The organism is Neobacillus cucumis (assembly GCF_023715505.1).
On record NZ_JAMBOH010000012.1, the window covers coordinates 38,958 to 55,856 of the forward strand.

The following is a 16,899-nucleotide window of genomic DNA, read 5'->3' on the forward strand; positions in this document are numbered from 1 at the left end:
TTGCCGCCCCCATACTCTTCTTAGGTGTATAATGTTACACAGTTTCGTCCATTATTTTTTGAAGAGGTTAAGGCGTGTTCGGCCTCTGCGAGTAATTCACTTTTTGTTTTTCCCGAAGCAAATTCAGCAACTCCAAAGCTGCAGGTAACCTTTCCGATTTTAAGAAAATCGTATTCTTCAATAATCGAACGGATTGAATCGGCTAAAACAACAGCATTTTTTCCAACTGTCTCAGGAATAAGGAGGATGAATTCCTCTCCTCCCCAGCGGGCTAAAATATCGCACTCGCGAATCCGCTGTTGAACAATGGTCGATACTGTGATTAACACTTTATCTCCTGCTGTGTGACCTATTTGATCATTGAGTGTATGAAAGAAATCAATATCCATTAAAATAAGTGAGAAGGCCCGATTAAATTGTTCGGAACGCCTCATTTCGCTGGCCAAAATTTCCTTGAATTTCTGACGGGTATAACTGCTCGTCAATGGGTCCAGCATAGCTAAATGATCCTTTTCTCGACTTTCTTTCTCAATATCTGTAAGCACGAATAAGGTTTGATTAGTACCTGGGATGGGTCCTGCTTTCATCACATAGTTATAATCGTTTCCATGTGGTCCTTTCCAACGAACTTTTGCCATGTTTTTTCCGCTGGAAGTAAACTCCTCTAACCAACGCCCTTTATCCTTGGGATAAAAATAATGAGGATCCTCGACAAAAAAACTTGCCAGAAATTCACTTTGATAACCTGTTGGATTATTTTTGTGAATACTTATACCCGTTACATTGGTTAAAGCTTGATTCCATTCTACAATCTCTCCGTTTTCAATTATAAAAATGAGATTATCCTGAAAATCAAGAATAATACGAATAAGATTCTTTTGTTTTTCAAGCTCTTTTTCGAGCTGAATTTGGTAAACGGATTTTTGAATCGCTTGTAACAGTAAATCCAAATCAATCGGTTTTAAAATAAAATAGTTGACATTACTTTCAATCGATTGGACAAAAAAATCATTATCATCATGTGCGGTGGTAACAATGATTTGGACCTTTTCGTTATGTGCATGGATGTTTTTTATCATCTCTAATCCGCTCATTTGATCCATTTTTATATCAGCAATAATTAAATCCGGTTTATATTTTTGATAGAGTTGTAAACCTTCGACACCATCAATAGCAACATGAATATTGGCAAACCTTCGATTTAAAACCCGCAGGAGTTTCTCGCGGGAAAACCTTTCATCTTCTACATATAAAACCCTTATATCTGGGTATTGGTAGTAAGGATATTGCAGAACACTTCTTTTCATGGGTTCATCACCTCTTTCATCGTTAGTATAAAATTATGTAAGAAAACCGATCTTTTACCGTCTAGATAAGGCCGGTTCTTTTGATGATCATTAGATTTTTCTTTATTATAGGTTCCCATTTCCCGGCATTCAATCGATTTATCAACCGTTCCTAAATTCTCAATTGCTTTGTAATAAATTTGACTTTTTTTGTCCTTACTTTTGACTCAATAATCAATTTCCCCAGTGAAAAGCATTTTTAGAGAACCATTTTGACCAACTTTTTTTTACTTCTCTTTTAAACTTATCTTTGAAAGGAATAGTACTTTTTCACAAATCCATGGTAAAATAGAAGAACTGGATCTTTTATTGAAGGAGAAATTTTGAATGGTTCAAATAATTTTGGTCTTGATCCTAGCCTATTTACTTGGCTCCATTCCATCTGGGCTAATAGTTGGAAAGGTATTTTACAAAACCGATATTCGGGAGCATGGAAGTGGGAATTTAGGAGGTACGAACACGTTTCGAACGCTCGGGGTTAAAGCGGGCTTAGCGGTAACGCTTGCTGATATTCTAAAGGGCACATTAGCAGCTGCTCTTCCCTTGATCTTCCATCTTGATATAAATCCATTGTTGGCAGGGATTTTTGCGGTTCTGGGACATACCTATCCGATTTTTGCGGGATTTCGTGGTGGAAAAGCAGTTGCAACATCTGGCGGGGTCGTATTGTTAGCAGCACCTTATATGTTTTTGACGGTTATTGTGGTATTTTTTATTTGTTTATACATAACCAAATATGTATCCTTATCCTCCATGGCTGCAGGTATTACTGCTGTCTTATATGCCGTCGTTTCAGGATTTGTCCGTAATTGGGACATCCCTTTATTAGTTGTGGTACTCTTGATGGCATCATTTGTTATTTACCGCCACAGGGCTAATATTAAAAGAATTTTAAATAAAACAGAACCAAAAATTAAATGGCTATAAAGGGACATTATGTCTCTTTATAGCCATTTTTCACATATGCAATAGTTGAAACCGTTTATTCCCTAGTACATCTGATACATAATCCAGTTTCGTATGATTAAAGTAAACCATATCTTTTTCATGAATAATCACAGTAAGATGATCAAATTGGTAAGTACGATCTCCCTCAATCTTCCGCTCTTCCAGAGACAGATTTAATTTAGGTCCGCCTCAGCCAATCCCCATGGTTAGTCGCAGGAAAAGCTGCTCATCAGCTGTTACCTTTTCTTGGACAACAATTTCGGATAATTTCAGGTAAGCACTATTTGTTAGTTTAAACATGTCCTATTCCTTTCAAAACTTTTTTAGAAAATTTTAAGAATAAATGTAAAATTATACTTAAATATAATATAGTAACATCAAGAAGCACAAAAGTAATTTGCTTATTAGTCTAGTGATTAAAGGAGACATTATGAAGAAAAAGGCGATTTTACCTTCAATGTTCATTATTATAGGTTGTATTACGACTGCGGCTGTTCTCATCATACAGCAAAAGCAATCTGCAAATCAGGAAAATAAAATTTATAGTGTACAAAAACATTCGATACGGCCATCATTTAATGTTAATCGAGATGTAACTCTGACTGAAAAAATAACCATTGGGGCGGTTGGAGACATCCTAATTCATAACCCTGTATATCAAGATGCCTTTAACGGTGCTGATTATAGTTTTGATCCTATGTTCGATCCGGTAAAATCAATCCTTGAAAAACCTGATATTCTAACTGCCAATCAAGAAAGCATGTTAGGAGGACTAGAATTGGGCCTTTCCGGATATCCGAGGTTTAATAGTCCACATCAGGTTGCTAATGCCCTGATCCATTCAGGCGTGGATATTGTTTCAACCGCCAATAATCACTCCTTGGATAAAGGAGAAAAGGGAATCCAATCAGAATCTGCCTACTTAGATCAAATTGGTTTACCCCATGTTGGAAGCTTTATTGATCCAATGGACCGTCAAAGATTACGGATTATCAATAAAAATGGGATTAAAGTTGCCTTCTTATCTTATACATACGGAACGAATGGCATTCCAATTCCAAAAGGGAAAGACTATCTTGTTAATGTAATTGATAAAAATGCCATGAAAGCAGAAATCAGACGGGCAAAAAGTAATGCCGACGTGGTAGTAATGAGTATTCACTGGGGGAATGAATACCAACGAATCCCATCAAAAGAACAAAAGGATTTAGCACAATTTCTGGCAAATGAAGGAGCGGATATTATCTTTGGCTCCCATCCGCATGTACTCCAGCCAATGGAATGGATTAATAGAACAGATGGCAGAAAATCGTTTGTTATCTATTCACTTGGAAATTTTATTTCCGCACAGCACGGAAAGTATAGGGATATTGGTGGTTTAGCGACGATTGATATCACAAAAAAGATTGCCGCCGAGGGCAGCAAAATTGAGATTTCCAATCCAGTTTTTACACCCTCATATGTTGCAAGTCAGAAAAACAAAAGCTTTCGCGTTGTTCCCCTTGAAAGGGCTGAGAACTACGGGCTAAAAAATGCCCAAGCCAAATATGATGAAATTAAAAAACATATGTACCAGTGGATTCAATAAGAAAAGCGCAAGGCGCCCGCCTATTGGCGACAAGCACAAGACGAGCCGGCCGAAATGTTCTTTAACCTTTTGGACGGATTGGCTTGTGACCTCGAGCCGATGGCGCTTGGAGCTGGACAATTCTCGAAGGCAAAATTTATATCTTCTTATCTGATAAGAAAAACCGGCACGCTTGATCACCTACTCCTCAAGTGTGCCGGTTTTTTGCCAAATATGTTCAATTAAGCCCTCTTTTTCTAAAATTTCGGTTTGCCGCTCACCTAGTAAATCAAAATGGGAGTAACCATCCTGGCGGTGATGAATCCATTCTTTTTTTAACCCGTACTTTTTACCCCATTCAGCTAATTTATCAAGGTCAAGACATCCAACTTTTGTGACGGTTTTGCAATCAGGAAAGCGATCATCCAGCCAATAATGAGTCAAAAACGCAATTTTTCCCTGATCAATGTTCTTTTTCCATTCGTTTAGTTCATTGCGGTTTATTCCAAAAGCCAACAGTAACACCTCATTTCTTGTTGAAAGGTTAACTTTAAAATGAGATTATTTTTTCTTTATTTCTTCATATTTCAAATACCATTCCGGAAAAGCTCTTTTAAAGGAAGTCGGTTTAAAGTTATCCTTTTTCACAATAATATGGGTCGAAGTCCCTTCTGCACAGACCTCCTCCTCCCCGTTTACAATGGTATAAGTATAAATGGTCTTGATTCCATCATTTAATGTTACCCATGTTTTTACAAAGGCCTTGTCTCCATATCTTAATGGTTTTTTATAGGTAATATTAATATCATAGACAGGAGCATAGTAACCCGATTCCTCCATGGCAAGATAGCTATAGCCGATGTCCTCGATAAAACCTGTCCGGCCTAGCTCAAAAAATTTTAAATAATTAGCATGATAAATGACACCCATCATATCTGTATCCGCATAATACAGTTGGATTTCCCTAGTTGAGACAAAATAATTTCCCACTATAAACCTCCCTTTCATTGTTAGTATACTGAAGTTTTATCAAGTGCTTTTTCGATATCCTCCAGTTCCAGTAACAGCGCTTTTTCTAATAGACCTTCTTCCTCTACTCCATCCATTAACCGTAATGCTTGTGCCTGTATCATTTCATCCACTAAATTGGTAGCAAATCGGCCATTACCTTTAAAACTTTCAGCTTCCATTGTTTGAAGCAGTAAGTTTTTTGCGTCTTCTGTAAGCTGATACTGAAACTTACCCGCATAGTTGATCATGATTTCAAGTAACTCTTCATTTGTATAGTCAGGGAAAAGGAAGAACTTTTTAAAGCGGGAACGAAGCCCTGGATTACTCTCAAGCAGTTGATTCATTTCATTAGGATAACCAGCTAAAACGACCACCAAATTTTCATTTTGTTTTGTCATTTCATCCACAAGAGTATCGATGACCTCTTTTCCAAAGTCACCTGCTGTTTGACTAATTAATGAATAGGCCTCATCAATGAAAAGAACCCCGCCTAAGGCTTCCTTAATTTTTTGCTTCGTTTTTCCAGCTGTTTGACCGACATAGCCAGCAACAAAATCAGCCCGGCTCGCCACAATGAGATGACCTCTTTTTAAAATACCGCATTCCTTTAAAAACTCCGCATAAATTTTAGCTACAGTTGTTTTCCCTGTACCTGGGTTTCCCGTAAAAACAGCATGCAGTTGAATCGGTACGGCAGGGAGGCCCTTCGATCTTCTGAATTGCTGCATTTTGACGAACGATATAAGTGATTTTAGCTCTATTTTTAAGTTGGTCAAACCGGTTAATTGGTTCAATTGTTCCTGCGGTGATTCCATAATACTCTCATTCTCGGTTTGAAAGTCTTCTTGGTCAAGCAGCATCATATCTAAAATGTCGCCATCGGCAGTGTTATGTGACCCTTTTTTAAAAATGGCATCCAAAACAATATTGTGGACCGTTCTGGCGTTACCAAAGCTATCATCTACCCGTTCCTTTTCAAGACGGTGATGAATTTCAATTTTAGATTCCTCTGTTAAAAGATAATCATTTTCGGCTGCAACTAACTCGGCAATATCAATTAGTTCTTCGTTAGAGTAATTAGGCAAATGAATAAAGTTGGACTGCGGGAATCTGCTTCGCAGCCCTGGATTCCCATTTAAAAAGGAACGCATCTCATCTGGGTAGCCAGCTAAAATGACGGCGAATTTTCCGCCATATTCACTGCTTGTCATTAATGAAACAAGCGTATCAATGGCAGCTTGTCCATAGTCATTTCCCGTTTGACCTTCACGTTTTAAGCTATAGGCTTCATCAATAAATAAAACGCCGCCAATCGAGCGTTCAACAATCGAACGGACATTTTCTTCCGTTTGCCCGACAAAAGAACCAACGAGTTGCGAGCGATTCGTTTCAATGACTTCCTCCCTTGGTAATACCCCGAGTTCATGATAAATCTTCGCTAATAATCTAGCTAAGGTTGTCTTTCCTGTCCCAGGATTCCCGGTTAAAATCATATTAAGACTAAGCTCATCTTTAATCTGAAAGCCCAGTTGTTTCCGTTGTTTTTGGTACTTAAGAAACCGGTAAAAATCGTTAATGCGTTTCTTTACTAAATCCATCCCTACCATATTTTGCAGCTGATCTAATGCATTCTCTGGTTTTGCAGCAGGGGTTTCTTCCTCTACAAATTGCTGTTGCCATGTCTGTTTGATTTCTTCTAAATTAGACATATGTATTTTTAAATCATCATAATAGGTCGAAGTATGGAAAACCCCTGTTATCGATTGATTGTATTCCTCAGCCGCTTTTAACAAGCTTCCTGTTTCCTCAATCGCAGATGAAAGCAGTTCGGAAAGTCTTTTATATCTTTGTAAAAGTTCGTCCAAATCGATTTTTGAGACAGTATCAATGATTTTCTGCAATTCCTGAAGGTGTTCATCCGCTTCGGCTAAAAATCGCTGACATACTTCAATATACTCTTCCGCGGTTTTCTTTTTAGCTGTACGATTATCCGTTTCCCGTATGGACGGAAACGTTAATGGTGTCAATAAATGATGCATCTTCTTCCAGTCAGATTGAACAGTATGTTCCTTTGCTTTTTGGTTTAGGGGATTTAGTTTTAGTGCTTTTTCTAACCAAACCGCGGCGATGGAGTCATCTTTATGATCATGGAGTCTTGATAAAGCGCCAAATGTTAACAGTTTTGATAATGTTACAGGATTTGTTTCCTGACGGATAGCGGCTAGTAAGTTTGCCTCTTCAGTAATAAAACCGGTTTCATTCAGTTCTTGTTCCCACTGTTGAATCTGCATGATGGAATAAGAACGGTTGTTTTCTAATTGATTCAAAATCATCACTCTTCTATTTAAAATTCTTGTACTAGGTTTTACTCACTATCTTACCATAACAGGTTCTCCTAGATAAAATGAGAGGTCTCAAAAAGGACCTGCTCAGATAATGAACAGGTCCTGGGAGGGGAAATTAACCTTGGTTGTTTGCCTCATCTTTAATTTCAGAACGGAAAGAATCGATGCTTTCACGCCTGCGTTCATTCTTAGCTTGAATTTGTTGCTTTTGTGTTTCACTGTCTGTTAAAGCAAGTGATTCTTCGGCAGCTTCCATATTTTCAATAGTATTTGTAATCATCGCTTGAAGTTTTTCAACATTATCGCTGCGGTCATCGGGATTTGGTTTGTTGTTGTAGGTCATTTTCAAAATCCTCCTAAAGGTGTATTTGGTACAGATATAGTTTGTAACGGAAAGCAAAATTTATCACAGGAGAATCAAGGGAAACTTAAAACAAAAAGACCCGTAAGGCTGGTGCCTGACGGGTCTTATATACATAGCATTATTCGCCTTTAGTTTGAATGACCTGAGCATGCTTCCCAGAAGTATCATTCATTTTTTTCCCATTATTGCCACTAAATCCTCTTGGTTGAGTACCTAAATGGCTTGGTGAGAAATGCTTAAAATCTTTTTTCGGATTACCCATGTTTCAATCCCTCCTTATTATCATTTTACCCATAAGGAGGGGAAGCATGATTGGAAACAAATGTGATTACTCAGCTTTGCCGAGCCGCTTTTCTTCTAATCGCTGTTCAATTTTTTCCATAGCAGCACTGTCTTTCATTAATTGTGATTTATTTTCTAATACTAGTTCTGCGAATGAGCGTTTTCTAGGTTTTCTCATTGTTATCACCTTCCTTATTTCCTATTGTAACAATTATTATTCCCTGAAACGGTTGCAATTATTACAACTTTTTGAAAATTTGTTCGAAAAGCGAAAACGCCTTAAACAGAGGCTTATGTCCTCGAGAACCTAGACACTGAAACTGGACAATTTTCAAAGTACAAAAAAAGACATTGGCATATGCCAACATCTCTTGTTTAATTTAATGCTTGTGTATATTTTTTCATGACATCAAGCTTCATTGCGCCAGTATATTTGTTTTGGATAATCCCTTTACTATTAATAAAATAAGTCGTCGGGATTGAAAGAATTTGATACGCTTCATTAACTTTGTCTTCTGCATCTAGAAGGATTGGGAACGTTATTTTATTTTCATTAACAAATCCTTGCACATCTAATTGAGGATCGATATTAACTGCTAAAATAACGGTATCATCACCAATTTGTTTAGAAAACTGCTCCATTTCTGGCATTTCGGCTTTACAAGGCGGACACCATGTCGCCCAAAAGTTCAGCATGACTTTTTTCCCTTTTAGTTGTGATAACTTTACGGTGTCTCCGGTTAACGTTTTAAGCTCAAAATCAGGTGCTGAAGCCCCAATCGAAAGTCCTTCTTTAGCTGCCGATGCTTCTGTCGCTGTTTTAGGAGTATCAGTCTTTTTATCCATCGCTTGAACAATCGCAACTGTCAGTAAACTAACGAGTACGACAGCAGCAATCACCTTTTTAATCATCCCGGAACCTCCTTTGTTTCTACTTTAGCTATAATGATTTTACACTATAAACTCAGTTGAAACAAAATAACTGTATGCCAATGTAGTGACAAGTTTTAAAATTTATTTTTTAAATTCCGTTTTTGTTGAAGTAGAAGGTTAAATTCTTGATCTAAAACAGGGTACTTTGGATCTTTTTGATCGATCATCGATAATTGTCCTAAAATTAGCGCAATCTTGTTTTCAATAATCAATAAATCATCTTCTCCATTATTCCCATTATCTTTCTCAGGGTTTATATATTCATCCGGTGTCTTTTCTACTCGTTTAACCCGTTGGTCCTCAAAGACAAGCAGACGATCACATAATTTATTAAGAAAATAATAATCATGGGATACGGTGAGGATGGTTCCTGTGAATTCAGCTAACGTTTTTTCAAGCTGTTCCCTGCTTGCTAAGTCAAGATGATTGGTGGGCTCATCGAGAATGAGAACATCGTATTCATTCATTAGTAAATCAGTCAGTTTAACCCTCGTTCGTTCTCCTAGACTCAATGTCTCAATCGGCTTTAGGATATGTTGTTCCGTAAGACCTAAATTCGCTAATAAGGTTCTGGCTCTAAGGATGTCTTGTCTGTCAGTAAACCCAAGTGCTTCTAGTGCATTTTTATCAGCAGGCAGATCGTCTACATCTTGTCTCAAATAAGCAATTTTTAGTGAATCACTTTTCCAAATTTCACCCTCAAAGCGGGTCTCTTCACCTAAAATCATCTTGATTAAGGTTGTTTTCCCACTGCCGTTATCGCCTAAAAGACCGATTCGCTCCCCCTGATTAATATAAAACTGCGAACCATGGAATAGGGTACGGTCACCAAATTTTATTGAAAGATTCTTTGCCTCGATAATACGCTTTCCTCTTTTCCCGCTTGCATCAAACTGGAATCTAACGGTGCTATCTTCTAGTGGCTTCTCGATTCTATTTTTGGTCAATTCACTCTCCAATCGTTTCATTTTTGATTTAACTTGGCTGTCGCGCTTTTTAGCCTTCGCCCGATGAAATTCTTTAATCCCAAATTGCCTTTTGGAGGGGCCTGAGCCTTTCTTAGTTGAATCACGGTGGGCCTTTTCAGACCACGACTTTAATTGCTCCATTTGTGATTCAACTAGTTCAATCTGGCGCTGCTGGACGTGATACGCATGCTGCTGGTTTTCGAACCTTTTTTGTTTTTCAATTAGAAAATTACTATAATTTCCGTTGTAAAAATGCAGTTTGCAATTTGCTAATTCAAATATTTGCGTAACGGATTGATCCAGGAAGTGGCGATCATGAGAGATGACCAGGACTGGTCCATCAAAGTTTGCTAATTCAGATACCAGCCAGTTTATTCCTTTAAAATCCAGATGGTTAGTAGGCTCATCTAGGATTAAAAAATCAGGTTTCGAGGCCCAGAGGTCCGATAGCGCAAGTTTTAGCTTTTCTCCGCCGCTTAAATGCAACAGGCGTTCTCCGTTCCAGTCATAAACCTTATTGAGACCTAACTCCTTTGTATATTGGTATAAGTCTTCTCCATTATTTAAGTGATGCTGTCCGAATCCACTAATTTCAAAATCAATAGACTGTGATAGGTATCCTATTTTTATGTGATCGGACTTTTCAATGGTTCCCTTATCAGGACTAAGTGTGCCGAGCAGAAGTTTGGCCAGGGTTGTTTTACCGGAGCCATTACCTCCGACAAGCCCGATGCGATCTCCACTTTTTATATCAAATTGAATATTTTCAAGAATCTTTCTTAGTTGAATACTTTTATCTAGTCCACTGACTTTTAGAACGACTTTTTGATTTGTAAACATAAAAAAACCCCCTTCATTTGAACCTGAAAGAGAGTGTTATGTCATTTAATGTTATATACCCATGAAAATCCAAAGACAAATAAACCCTATGAAGGATTCTTTGCAGTGATTAGATATAAACGATCAGGACATAAAAAAGGACATACTCATCCTATTCTTCAGGTTCAACATTTTCGTAAATTTCGAATAATGTACTGAAAAATAAGATTATAATTTCATGGGCCCTTTGTTCATTCCTTTACGTTTGATAGTTCCATTTTATTTAAAAAGAGATAAATTTGTCAATCATTATATGAAAAAACACCATGCCAATTTTGACATGGTGTTGCGTAACAAGAATTAAGCTTGTAATTTTTCACGAAGAACCATTTGCAGAATTCCACCGTGACGGTAGTAATCAATTTCCACTTCGGAATCAAAGCGTACAAGAACCTCAAATTCTTTCTTGTTGCCAGCTTCGTCAGTAGCTGTTACTTTTACAAGATCACGTGGTTTTACATTTTCGTCTACTTGTACTTCGAAAGTTTCTTTACCATTTAAACCAAGTGATTCAGCGCTGTCGCCATCTTTGAATTGAAGTGGAAGAACGCCCATTAACACTAGGTTAGAACGGTGGATTCGTTCAAAGCTTTCAGCTAGAACTGTTTTAATGCCAAGAAGGTTTGTACCTTTAGCAGCCCAGTCACGTGAAGAACCCATTCCGTAGTCCTTACCAGCAAGAACCATTAGTCCAGTGCCATCAGCTTTGTACTGCATGCAAGCATCATAGATAGATGTAACTTCGCCAGTTGGCCAGTAAGTTGTGAAGCCGCCTTCTGTACCTGGTGCGATTTGGTTACGGATACGAATGTTTGCAAACGTACCGCGCATCATAACTTCATGGTTACCACGGCGGGAACCATAGGAGTTAAAGTCACGAGGCTCAACGCCTTTTTCTAATAAATACTTACCGGCTGGAGTGTTTTTGCCAATAGCTCCTGCAGGTGAGATATGGTCAGTTGTAACAGAATCACCGAACTTGCCGACAACACGAAGCCCGGCTAGAGGCTCAACTGTACCTGGTTCAGGTGATAAGCCTTCAAAGAATGGCGGGTTCGCAATGTAAGTGGAATTTTCATCCCAAGTATATAATGGCTCATTGCTAGTTTTGATTTGGTTCCAGCGCTCGTTGTCACCGAACACATTCTCGTATTCTCTACGGAATAATTCTGGTGTAACAGTGCGTTTTACAACATCGTTTACTTCAGCAGTTGATGGCCAAATATCCTTGAAGAATACATCGTTACCATCTTTATCTTTACCGATTGCTTCATTAGCAAAGTCGATGTTTACAGTTCCTGCAAGGGCGTAAGCAACAACTAATGGTGGAGAAGCAAGGTAGTTAGCTTTTACAAGCGGGTGAATACGTCCTTCGAAGTTACGGTTACCTGAAAGAACAGACGTAACTAATAGATCGTTTTCTGCGATTGTTTTTTCAATCTCTTCTTTTAATGGACCGGAGTTACCGATACATGTTGTACAACCATAACCTACAAGGTTAAAGCCGATTTGCTCTAGGTATGGAAGTAAGCCAGAATCACGAAGGTAACCTGTTACAACCTTTGAACCTGGGGCTAAAGAAGTCTTAACGAATTTAGGAACTTCCATTCCGAGTTCTACAGCTTTTTTCGCAACAAGTCCTGCACCAACTAGAACATATGGGTTCGATGTGTTTGTACAGCTAGTAATGGAAGCTATTGCAACTGCACCTGTTTTAATCGTAGCTTCATCGCCATTATTAAATTTAACCACAGCAGACTTTTCTAGTTCATTTGCTTGTAAACCGAAGCCTTGGTTTCCTTGTGGAGCAGAAACAGCTTTCACGAACTCTTCTTTCATTTGTGAAAGAGGAATTAAATCTTGAGGGCGCTTAGGTCCAGAAAGATTTGCTTCGATTTCAGCAAGATCAATTTCAATGACATCTGTATAAACAGGCTCAAACGAAGGATCAAAGAATAATCCGTTTGCTTTGCAATATTCTTCTACAACTTTAACTTGTTCTTCATCACGTCCAGTTAGGCGCATGTAAGCAAGTGACTCGTCGTCAATCGCGAAGAATCCGCATGTTGCACCGTATTCAGGAGCCATGTTCGCAATGGTTGCACGGTCAGCTAGTGGTAATGAAGACACACCAGGTCCGAAATACTCAACGAATTTTCCAACTACACCATGTTTACGTAATACTTGCGTTACTTTAAGTGCAAGGTCAGTAGCTGTTGCACCGTTTGGAAGCACTCCAGTTAATTTTACACCGACAACTTCTGGGACTGGGAAGTAAGAAGGTTGTCCTAGCATGCCAGCTTCTGCTTCGATACCGCCAACGCCCCAGCCAAGTACGCCAAGTCCGTTGATCATTGTCGTATGGGAGTCAGTTCCTACTAATGTATCAGGATATGTTTCAAGTTCGCCATCAACTTCAGCTACATGTACAACATCTGCTAAATATTCAAGGTTTACTTGGTGAACAATTCCTGTTGCAGGCGGAACCGCACGATAGTTGTTGAATGATTTTTGTGCCCAGCTTAAGAATTGGTAACGTTCAGCGTTACGTTCGAATTCGTAATCCATGTTGATTCTTAATGAATCAGATGAGCCATAGGCATCAACTTGTACGGAGTGGTCAATAACAAGATCGACCGTTTTTTCTGGATTAATTTTGTCAGGGTCCCCGCCAAGGTCAGCCATTGCTTTTCTTAATGAAGCAAGGTCCACTACTGCTGGAACACCAGTGAAGTCTTGAAGGATAACACGCGCTGGTTTAAATGGAACGTCCACTTCTTTTAGCTCTGCTGTTCCCCATTTTGCTAAGTTTTCAACATGTTCTTTTGCGATTACGCGGCCATCATATTGGCGAAGTACAGATTCAAGTAAAACTTTTACGGAATAAGGCAATTTAGATACATTGCCAATACCTGCTTCTTCCAATGCGTTTAAACGGTAGTAATGGTAACGTTTACCGTTAGCCTCGAAGGAAGAACGAGCGTTAAATACATCGTTTTTTACCATGTGTAATTCCTCCTGTTCGTTTTCATACTTAAAATTAACGAAAAGTCTTGAAAGTTTGAATTTTCCCAGTCATCTTCACTTTTCTCACAATTCTTATCTTAATACACCCTATAATATAAGTAAATAACAAGAAAGTTATTGTGATTGATAAGTTTTTCTTATAGTTTTTTATGTATTTTGTTCAGAATATTTTGTAAATCTCAACTATACACAAGTGAATTTAGAATTTTAGGAAAATACCCTTTCGTTAATATTATCGCAAAAAACTTTTATTTTGTCATTATTTAAGTGAAGGGGGAAATATTAATTACAGGAGGTGATTGGAATGGTAAAACGTAAGTCTAATCATGTAATTCCAGGGATGAATGCAGCAAAAGGTCAAGGAAAAGGCGCCGGTTTCAATGAGGAATTTGCCAGTGAACCAGAATTAACTGCAAAAGAAAGAATGAACAACAAAAAACGTAAAAAGAACCAGTAGAAACCAAAAGCGGAAGCGCCTTGAACAGGGCCGACAGGCATAAGACGAGCCAGCTAGAAGGCTGTTTTTTAGCCTTCTTGTCGGATTGGCTAGACCTAAGAGCCCCTAGGCACTGCAGCTGGACGATAGTAAAGCAGGAGGATCTCCCTCCTGCTTTTTTAGTCTTCTTGATTGACTTCTGACACCATAGTTTGAAGATCTTGCTGAAAACGTTGTAATTGTGCCCTCTGATGTTCTGAAGCAACCTCGAGCGCATTTTCGATCTGCTGGTAGGCCTCATTTACCTCATCCTTTAAATGCTTCAGCTGATGACCGTAACTGGCACTGTCACTAACGATCGTCTTATACAGGCCTTGAGCATTTTCGTATCCTTGCTGTGCTGCTTGAAAAGCTTGTTGTTTGTCTTTATTATAAGGATATTTTTGCATTTTCTAATCCACCCCTTCATTTTATATACCGTTAAAATGCACAGAAAAATACAATTTATTCAGCATAAAAACACTTATTGACTGCATCCTAACAGTAGGAGGGATGAAATATGGTGAACAAAAATGATGGAAAAGATATGCGTAAAAATGCGCCAAAACAATCAGGCCAGCCAGAACCCATGAGTGGTTCAAAGAAAGTGAAAAATCGCAACCATTCACGCAATAACCATAATCCTGGACATGATATGTAAATAACAGCGGAAGCGCCTGATTTGATATACTTGGGCGCTTCCGCTTTAATGAGTTATTTAGGAATGATATTTATCAATGCATTAACCAATAGTTCTTCTTCTTCCGTGGAAACGGTTCTTAAATCTATAATAATTTCGTCTTTTTGAATACGGGCAATAATGGCAGGTTTCGTTTCCGTTCGTAATTTTCTGCCGATCTGCTCTGCTGAAAGCTTTTCATGCTTTAGGGCAATAACCATGGTTGGCAGTAAGACATCCGGCATTGTTCCCCCGCCGACTTGGCTTGAGTCTTGAAAAATCGTAGCATTAAAATCGCTCGCTTTTTGTAATAATTTTGTAACAAATAATTGTGCTCTTTCGTCTAATTGATGAATAGAAACTAATAAATCACGAATTGTTGGGATACTTCTCATTGCGGTTTCCCCACGGGCATAATCCATAAGGGTTCCCTCTAGAGCTGCCAATGTCATCTTATCAACCCGAACTACTCTGGCTAATTGGTGCTTTTTCAATTGATCAATAATAGCTTTCTTTCCGGCAATAATCCCTGCCTGTGGTCCGCCAAGGAGTTTATCTCCACTAAACGTAACAACATCCGCCCCCATATTGATGACCTCACTAACAACTGGTTCTTCGCCAATACCATGCTTCTTAAAGTCATAAAGCGCGCCGCTGCCAAGATCCTCATAGAAGATCACATTTTCTTGCCTCTTAGTTAGCTGTACGAGTTCTTCTGATTCAACTGATTTTGTAAAGCCGATCACTTTAAAATTGCTGGTATGCACCTTCATGATGACAGCGGTATCTGGTGACAATGCATTTTCATAGTCATACAAGTGGGTTTTATTTGTCGTGCCGACCTCTTTTAGGATGGCACCGCTTTCCTCCATGATGGATGAAATGCGAAAGGATCCGCCAATCTCAACAAGCTGTCCACGGGAAACAATGACCTCTTTGTCTTTAGCTAATGCCCTTAATACAAGATAAACAGCCGACGCGTTGTTATTGACGACCATTGCTGCTTCAGCGCCTGTAATCTCTTTAATGAGTGATTCTACATGACTATGGCGTGAGCCCCGTTCTCCTTCCTTCAACCTATATTCTAGATTGGAGTAATTTCTTGCCGTTTCAACCACATGCGTAATCGCATTTTCACTTAGTCTTGCCCTTCCAAGGTTTGTATGTAAAATGGTCCCTGTTGCATTGATGACTTTTTCTATCGTATAGGAGAATCGCTTGTGAATATTTTCTTCAAGTGTTTGAAACAATTCTTCCGTAAACTTATTGGTTCCAGGTGTGGCTCCTTGCCATGCCCCTTTTAGTATTGAATCCCTAATTTGATCGAGCACGTCTTTCAGCTGTTTTGTAAGCTGCGGGTGATCAAGTTGATTTTCGTTATAAAGTTTGAGAAAATTCTCATGGTTTTGTAGCTCATGGATGGCCGGTAGTGAACGTAACCATTCTTTCACAATAAAAAACTCCTCCTGTATACTTGCTGCGGGCCGTTTGACTTTTCGTATGGTATAAGGGCATTTTAGCCGCCTGCCATAGACTTTTTACAGCTCGTCCATTGGCAAAATTTCTTTTCCTATTATATCATAACCTTTTCACATTTTAAGTCAGGATAGAATAAAATGAACGAGCAAGGGGGATTAAAATGAGGAAAAAACATCTGCAAAATCAAACCTTTGATTTTGCCTTAGTGGAAAAGTGGCTGGAAAACTATTTTCTAGATCCACTCACAGCTTATTACGACCAAACACAATTTCAAATTGACTTGTTCGAGACCGATCAAGAGTGGATTGTTGAAGCGATTTTAAGTGATTTTGAGGCATCAGATATACAAGTATATATAGAAGAAAAAAAATTAACCATCTCGGCAGCGAAACACCCCCCTTACACAACCCATTATAAACGGTCTCGTTCAATTGATTTTCCATTTTATATTAAAGAACAGGATATATCAGCGGGTTTTACAAATGGTAGATTAGAGGTTTTTATCTCTAAAACGAAAAAAGGATCAGGGAAAAATAGATATATTACTCTACCTTAAACCTGTGTTTAAGGATGATTTTTTCAGTCTAGTTAACATA

17 protein-coding genes are annotated in these 16,899 nt (G+C 38.6%); 5 read left to right on the forward strand and 12 right to left on the reverse strand.

From position 1 onward, the window contains the following. Window positions 1–20 precede the first annotated feature (20 nt). Window positions 21–1,307 (reverse strand): GGDEF domain-containing response regulator, encoded by a 1,287-nt coding sequence (locus M3226_RS17580; protein WP_251567480.1) that lies wholly within the window; start codon window positions 1,305–1,307, stop codon window positions 21–23. A gap of 366 nt (window positions 1,308–1,673) precedes the next feature. On the opposite strand from M3226_RS17580, the gene plsY reads away from it, so the two are divergent. Together plsY and M3226_RS17590 are read left to right on the forward strand one after the other, a co-directional pair. After that, entirely contained in the window at window positions 1,674–2,273 is a 600-nt protein-coding gene (plsY, locus tag M3226_RS17585) for a glycerol-3-phosphate 1-O-acyltransferase PlsY (protein WP_251567482.1), read from the forward strand. A 451-nt stretch (window positions 2,274–2,724) separates the two neighbouring features. Then, on the forward strand, window positions 2,725–3,882 hold the full coding sequence (locus M3226_RS17590) for a CapA family protein (RefSeq protein WP_251567484.1): 1,158 nt from the start codon (window positions 2,725–2,727) through the stop codon (window positions 3,880–3,882). Window positions 3,883–4,062: 180 nt separating this feature from the next. On the opposite strand, the gene M3226_RS17595 is transcribed toward M3226_RS17590, so the two are convergent. From M3226_RS17595 to acnA, 9 genes are all read right to left on the reverse strand, one after another. Next, entirely contained in the window at window positions 4,063–4,377 is a 315-nt protein-coding gene (locus M3226_RS17595; RefSeq protein ID WP_251567486.1) for a hypothetical protein, read from the reverse strand. Between the two features lie 45 nt (window positions 4,378–4,422). Next, window positions 4,423–4,851 carry an acyl-CoA thioesterase gene (locus M3226_RS17600; RefSeq protein ID WP_251567495.1) on the reverse strand — a complete coding sequence of 143 codons (429 nt, stop codon included), beginning with the start codon at window positions 4,849–4,851 and terminating at the stop codon, window positions 4,423–4,425. 20 nt (window positions 4,852–4,871) lie between these two features. Beyond that, window positions 4,872–7,205, reverse strand: coding sequence for an AAA family ATPase (locus M3226_RS17605; RefSeq protein ID WP_251567497.1), 2,334 nt, complete (start codon window positions 7,203–7,205; stop codon window positions 4,872–4,874). 127 nt (window positions 7,206–7,332) lie between these two features. After that, the gene (tlp, locus tag M3226_RS17610) at window positions 7,333–7,560 is read right to left on the reverse strand and encodes a small acid-soluble spore protein Tlp (protein ID WP_098532136.1); all 228 of its coding nucleotides are present in this window, start codon (window positions 7,558–7,560) and stop codon (window positions 7,333–7,335) included. Between the two features lie 139 nt (window positions 7,561–7,699). After that, the gene (locus tag M3226_RS17615; RefSeq protein WP_098532143.1) at window positions 7,700–7,843 is read right to left on the reverse strand and encodes an acid-soluble spore protein N; all 144 of its coding nucleotides are present in this window, start codon (window positions 7,841–7,843) and stop codon (window positions 7,700–7,702) included. Window positions 7,844–7,909: 66 nt separating this feature from the next. Continuing rightward, window positions 7,910–8,041 carry an FbpB family small basic protein gene (locus M3226_RS17620; RefSeq protein ID WP_098532144.1) on the reverse strand — a complete coding sequence of 44 codons (132 nt, stop codon included), beginning with the start codon at window positions 8,039–8,041 and terminating at the stop codon, window positions 7,910–7,912. Window positions 8,042–8,238: 197 nt separating this feature from the next. Further along, on the reverse strand, window positions 8,239–8,775 hold the full coding sequence (locus tag M3226_RS17625; RefSeq protein ID WP_251567499.1) for a redoxin domain-containing protein: 537 nt from the start codon (window positions 8,773–8,775) through the stop codon (window positions 8,239–8,241). 95 nt (window positions 8,776–8,870) lie between these two features. After that, the gene (abc-f, locus tag M3226_RS17630) at window positions 8,871–10,604 is read right to left on the reverse strand and encodes a ribosomal protection-like ABC-F family protein (RefSeq protein ID WP_251567501.1); all 1,734 of its coding nucleotides are present in this window, start codon (window positions 10,602–10,604) and stop codon (window positions 8,871–8,873) included. Window positions 10,605–10,943: 339 nt separating this feature from the next. Next, window positions 10,944–13,649 (reverse strand): aconitate hydratase AcnA, encoded by a 2,706-nt coding sequence (acnA, locus tag M3226_RS17635; protein ID WP_251567504.1) that lies wholly within the window; start codon window positions 13,647–13,649, stop codon window positions 10,944–10,946. Window positions 13,650–13,974: 325 nt separating this feature from the next. Between acnA and sspO the strand changes: the two genes are divergently transcribed. After that, entirely contained in the window at window positions 13,975–14,127 is a 153-nt protein-coding gene (sspO, locus tag M3226_RS17640; RefSeq protein ID WP_098532148.1) for a small acid-soluble spore protein O, read from the forward strand. A gap of 158 nt (window positions 14,128–14,285) precedes the next feature. Here the strand turns inward: sspO and M3226_RS17645 are convergent, their stop codons facing one another. Further along, window positions 14,286–14,555 (reverse strand): hypothetical protein, encoded by a 270-nt coding sequence (locus tag M3226_RS17645; protein WP_251567506.1) that lies wholly within the window; start codon window positions 14,553–14,555, stop codon window positions 14,286–14,288. A 110-nt stretch (window positions 14,556–14,665) separates the two neighbouring features. Here M3226_RS17645 and M3226_RS17650 point away from each other — a divergent pair, with 110 nt between their 5' ends. After that, the gene (locus M3226_RS17650) at window positions 14,666–14,806 is read left to right on the forward strand and encodes a small acid-soluble spore protein P (RefSeq protein ID WP_251567508.1); all 141 of its coding nucleotides are present in this window, start codon (window positions 14,666–14,668) and stop codon (window positions 14,804–14,806) included. A 53-nt stretch (window positions 14,807–14,859) separates the two neighbouring features. Here the strand turns inward: M3226_RS17650 and selA are convergent, their stop codons facing one another. Beyond that, window positions 14,860–16,275, reverse strand: coding sequence for an L-seryl-tRNA(Sec) selenium transferase (selA, locus tag M3226_RS17655; protein ID WP_251567510.1), 1,416 nt, complete (start codon window positions 16,273–16,275; stop codon window positions 14,860–14,862). 188 nt (window positions 16,276–16,463) lie between these two features. On the opposite strand from selA, the gene M3226_RS17660 reads away from it, so the two are divergent. Further along, a complete protein-coding gene (locus tag M3226_RS17660) occupies window positions 16,464–16,859 on the forward strand; it encodes an Hsp20/alpha crystallin family protein (RefSeq protein ID WP_251567512.1) in 396 nt (131 codons plus the stop codon). Window positions 16,860–16,899: the final 40 nt, after the last annotated feature.

Excerpts from the sequence above, each read along its gene's own strand:
- M3226_RS17615 (WP_098532143.1), bottom strand. The coding sequence starts at position 7,843 with ATGGGTAATCCGAAAAAAGATTTTAAGCATTTCTCACCAAGCCATTTA.
- abc-f (WP_251567501.1), bottom strand. The coding sequence starts at position 10,604 with ATGTTTACAAATCAAAAAGTCGTTCTAAAAGTCAGTGGACTAGATAAA.
- M3226_RS17625 (WP_251567499.1), bottom strand. The coding sequence starts at position 8,775 with ATGATTAAAAAGGTGATTGCTGCTGTCGTACTCGTTAGTTTACTGACA.
- acnA (WP_251567504.1), bottom strand. The coding sequence starts at position 13,649 with ATGGTAAAAAACGATGTATTTAACGCTCGTTCTTCCTTCGAGGCTAAC.
- M3226_RS17590 (WP_251567484.1), top strand. The coding sequence starts at position 2,725 with ATGAAGAAAAAGGCGATTTTACCTTCAATGTTCATTATTATAGGTTGT.
- plsY (WP_251567482.1), top strand. The coding sequence starts at position 1,674 with ATGGTTCAAATAATTTTGGTCTTGATCCTAGCCTATTTACTTGGCTCC.
- M3226_RS17660 (WP_251567512.1), top strand. The coding sequence starts at position 16,464 with ATGAGGAAAAAACATCTGCAAAATCAAACCTTTGATTTTGCCTTAGTG.
- M3226_RS17620 (WP_098532144.1), bottom strand. The coding sequence starts at position 8,041 with ATGAGAAAACCTAGAAAACGCTCATTCGCAGAACTAGTATTAGAAAAT.
- sspO (WP_098532148.1), top strand. The coding sequence starts at position 13,975 with ATGGTAAAACGTAAGTCTAATCATGTAATTCCAGGGATGAATGCAGCA.
- M3226_RS17580 (WP_251567480.1), bottom strand. The coding sequence starts at position 1,307 with ATGAAAAGAAGTGTTCTGCAATATCCTTACTACCAATACCCAGATATA.
- M3226_RS17645 (WP_251567506.1), bottom strand. The coding sequence starts at position 14,555 with ATGCAAAAATATCCTTATAATAAAGACAAACAACAAGCTTTTCAAGCA.
- M3226_RS17605 (WP_251567497.1), bottom strand. The coding sequence starts at position 7,205 with ATGATTTTGAATCAATTAGAAAACAACCGTTCTTATTCCATCATGCAG.
- M3226_RS17650 (WP_251567508.1), top strand. The coding sequence starts at position 14,666 with ATGGTGAACAAAAATGATGGAAAAGATATGCGTAAAAATGCGCCAAAA.
- tlp (WP_098532136.1), bottom strand. The coding sequence starts at position 7,560 with ATGACCTACAACAACAAACCAAATCCCGATGACCGCAGCGATAATGTT.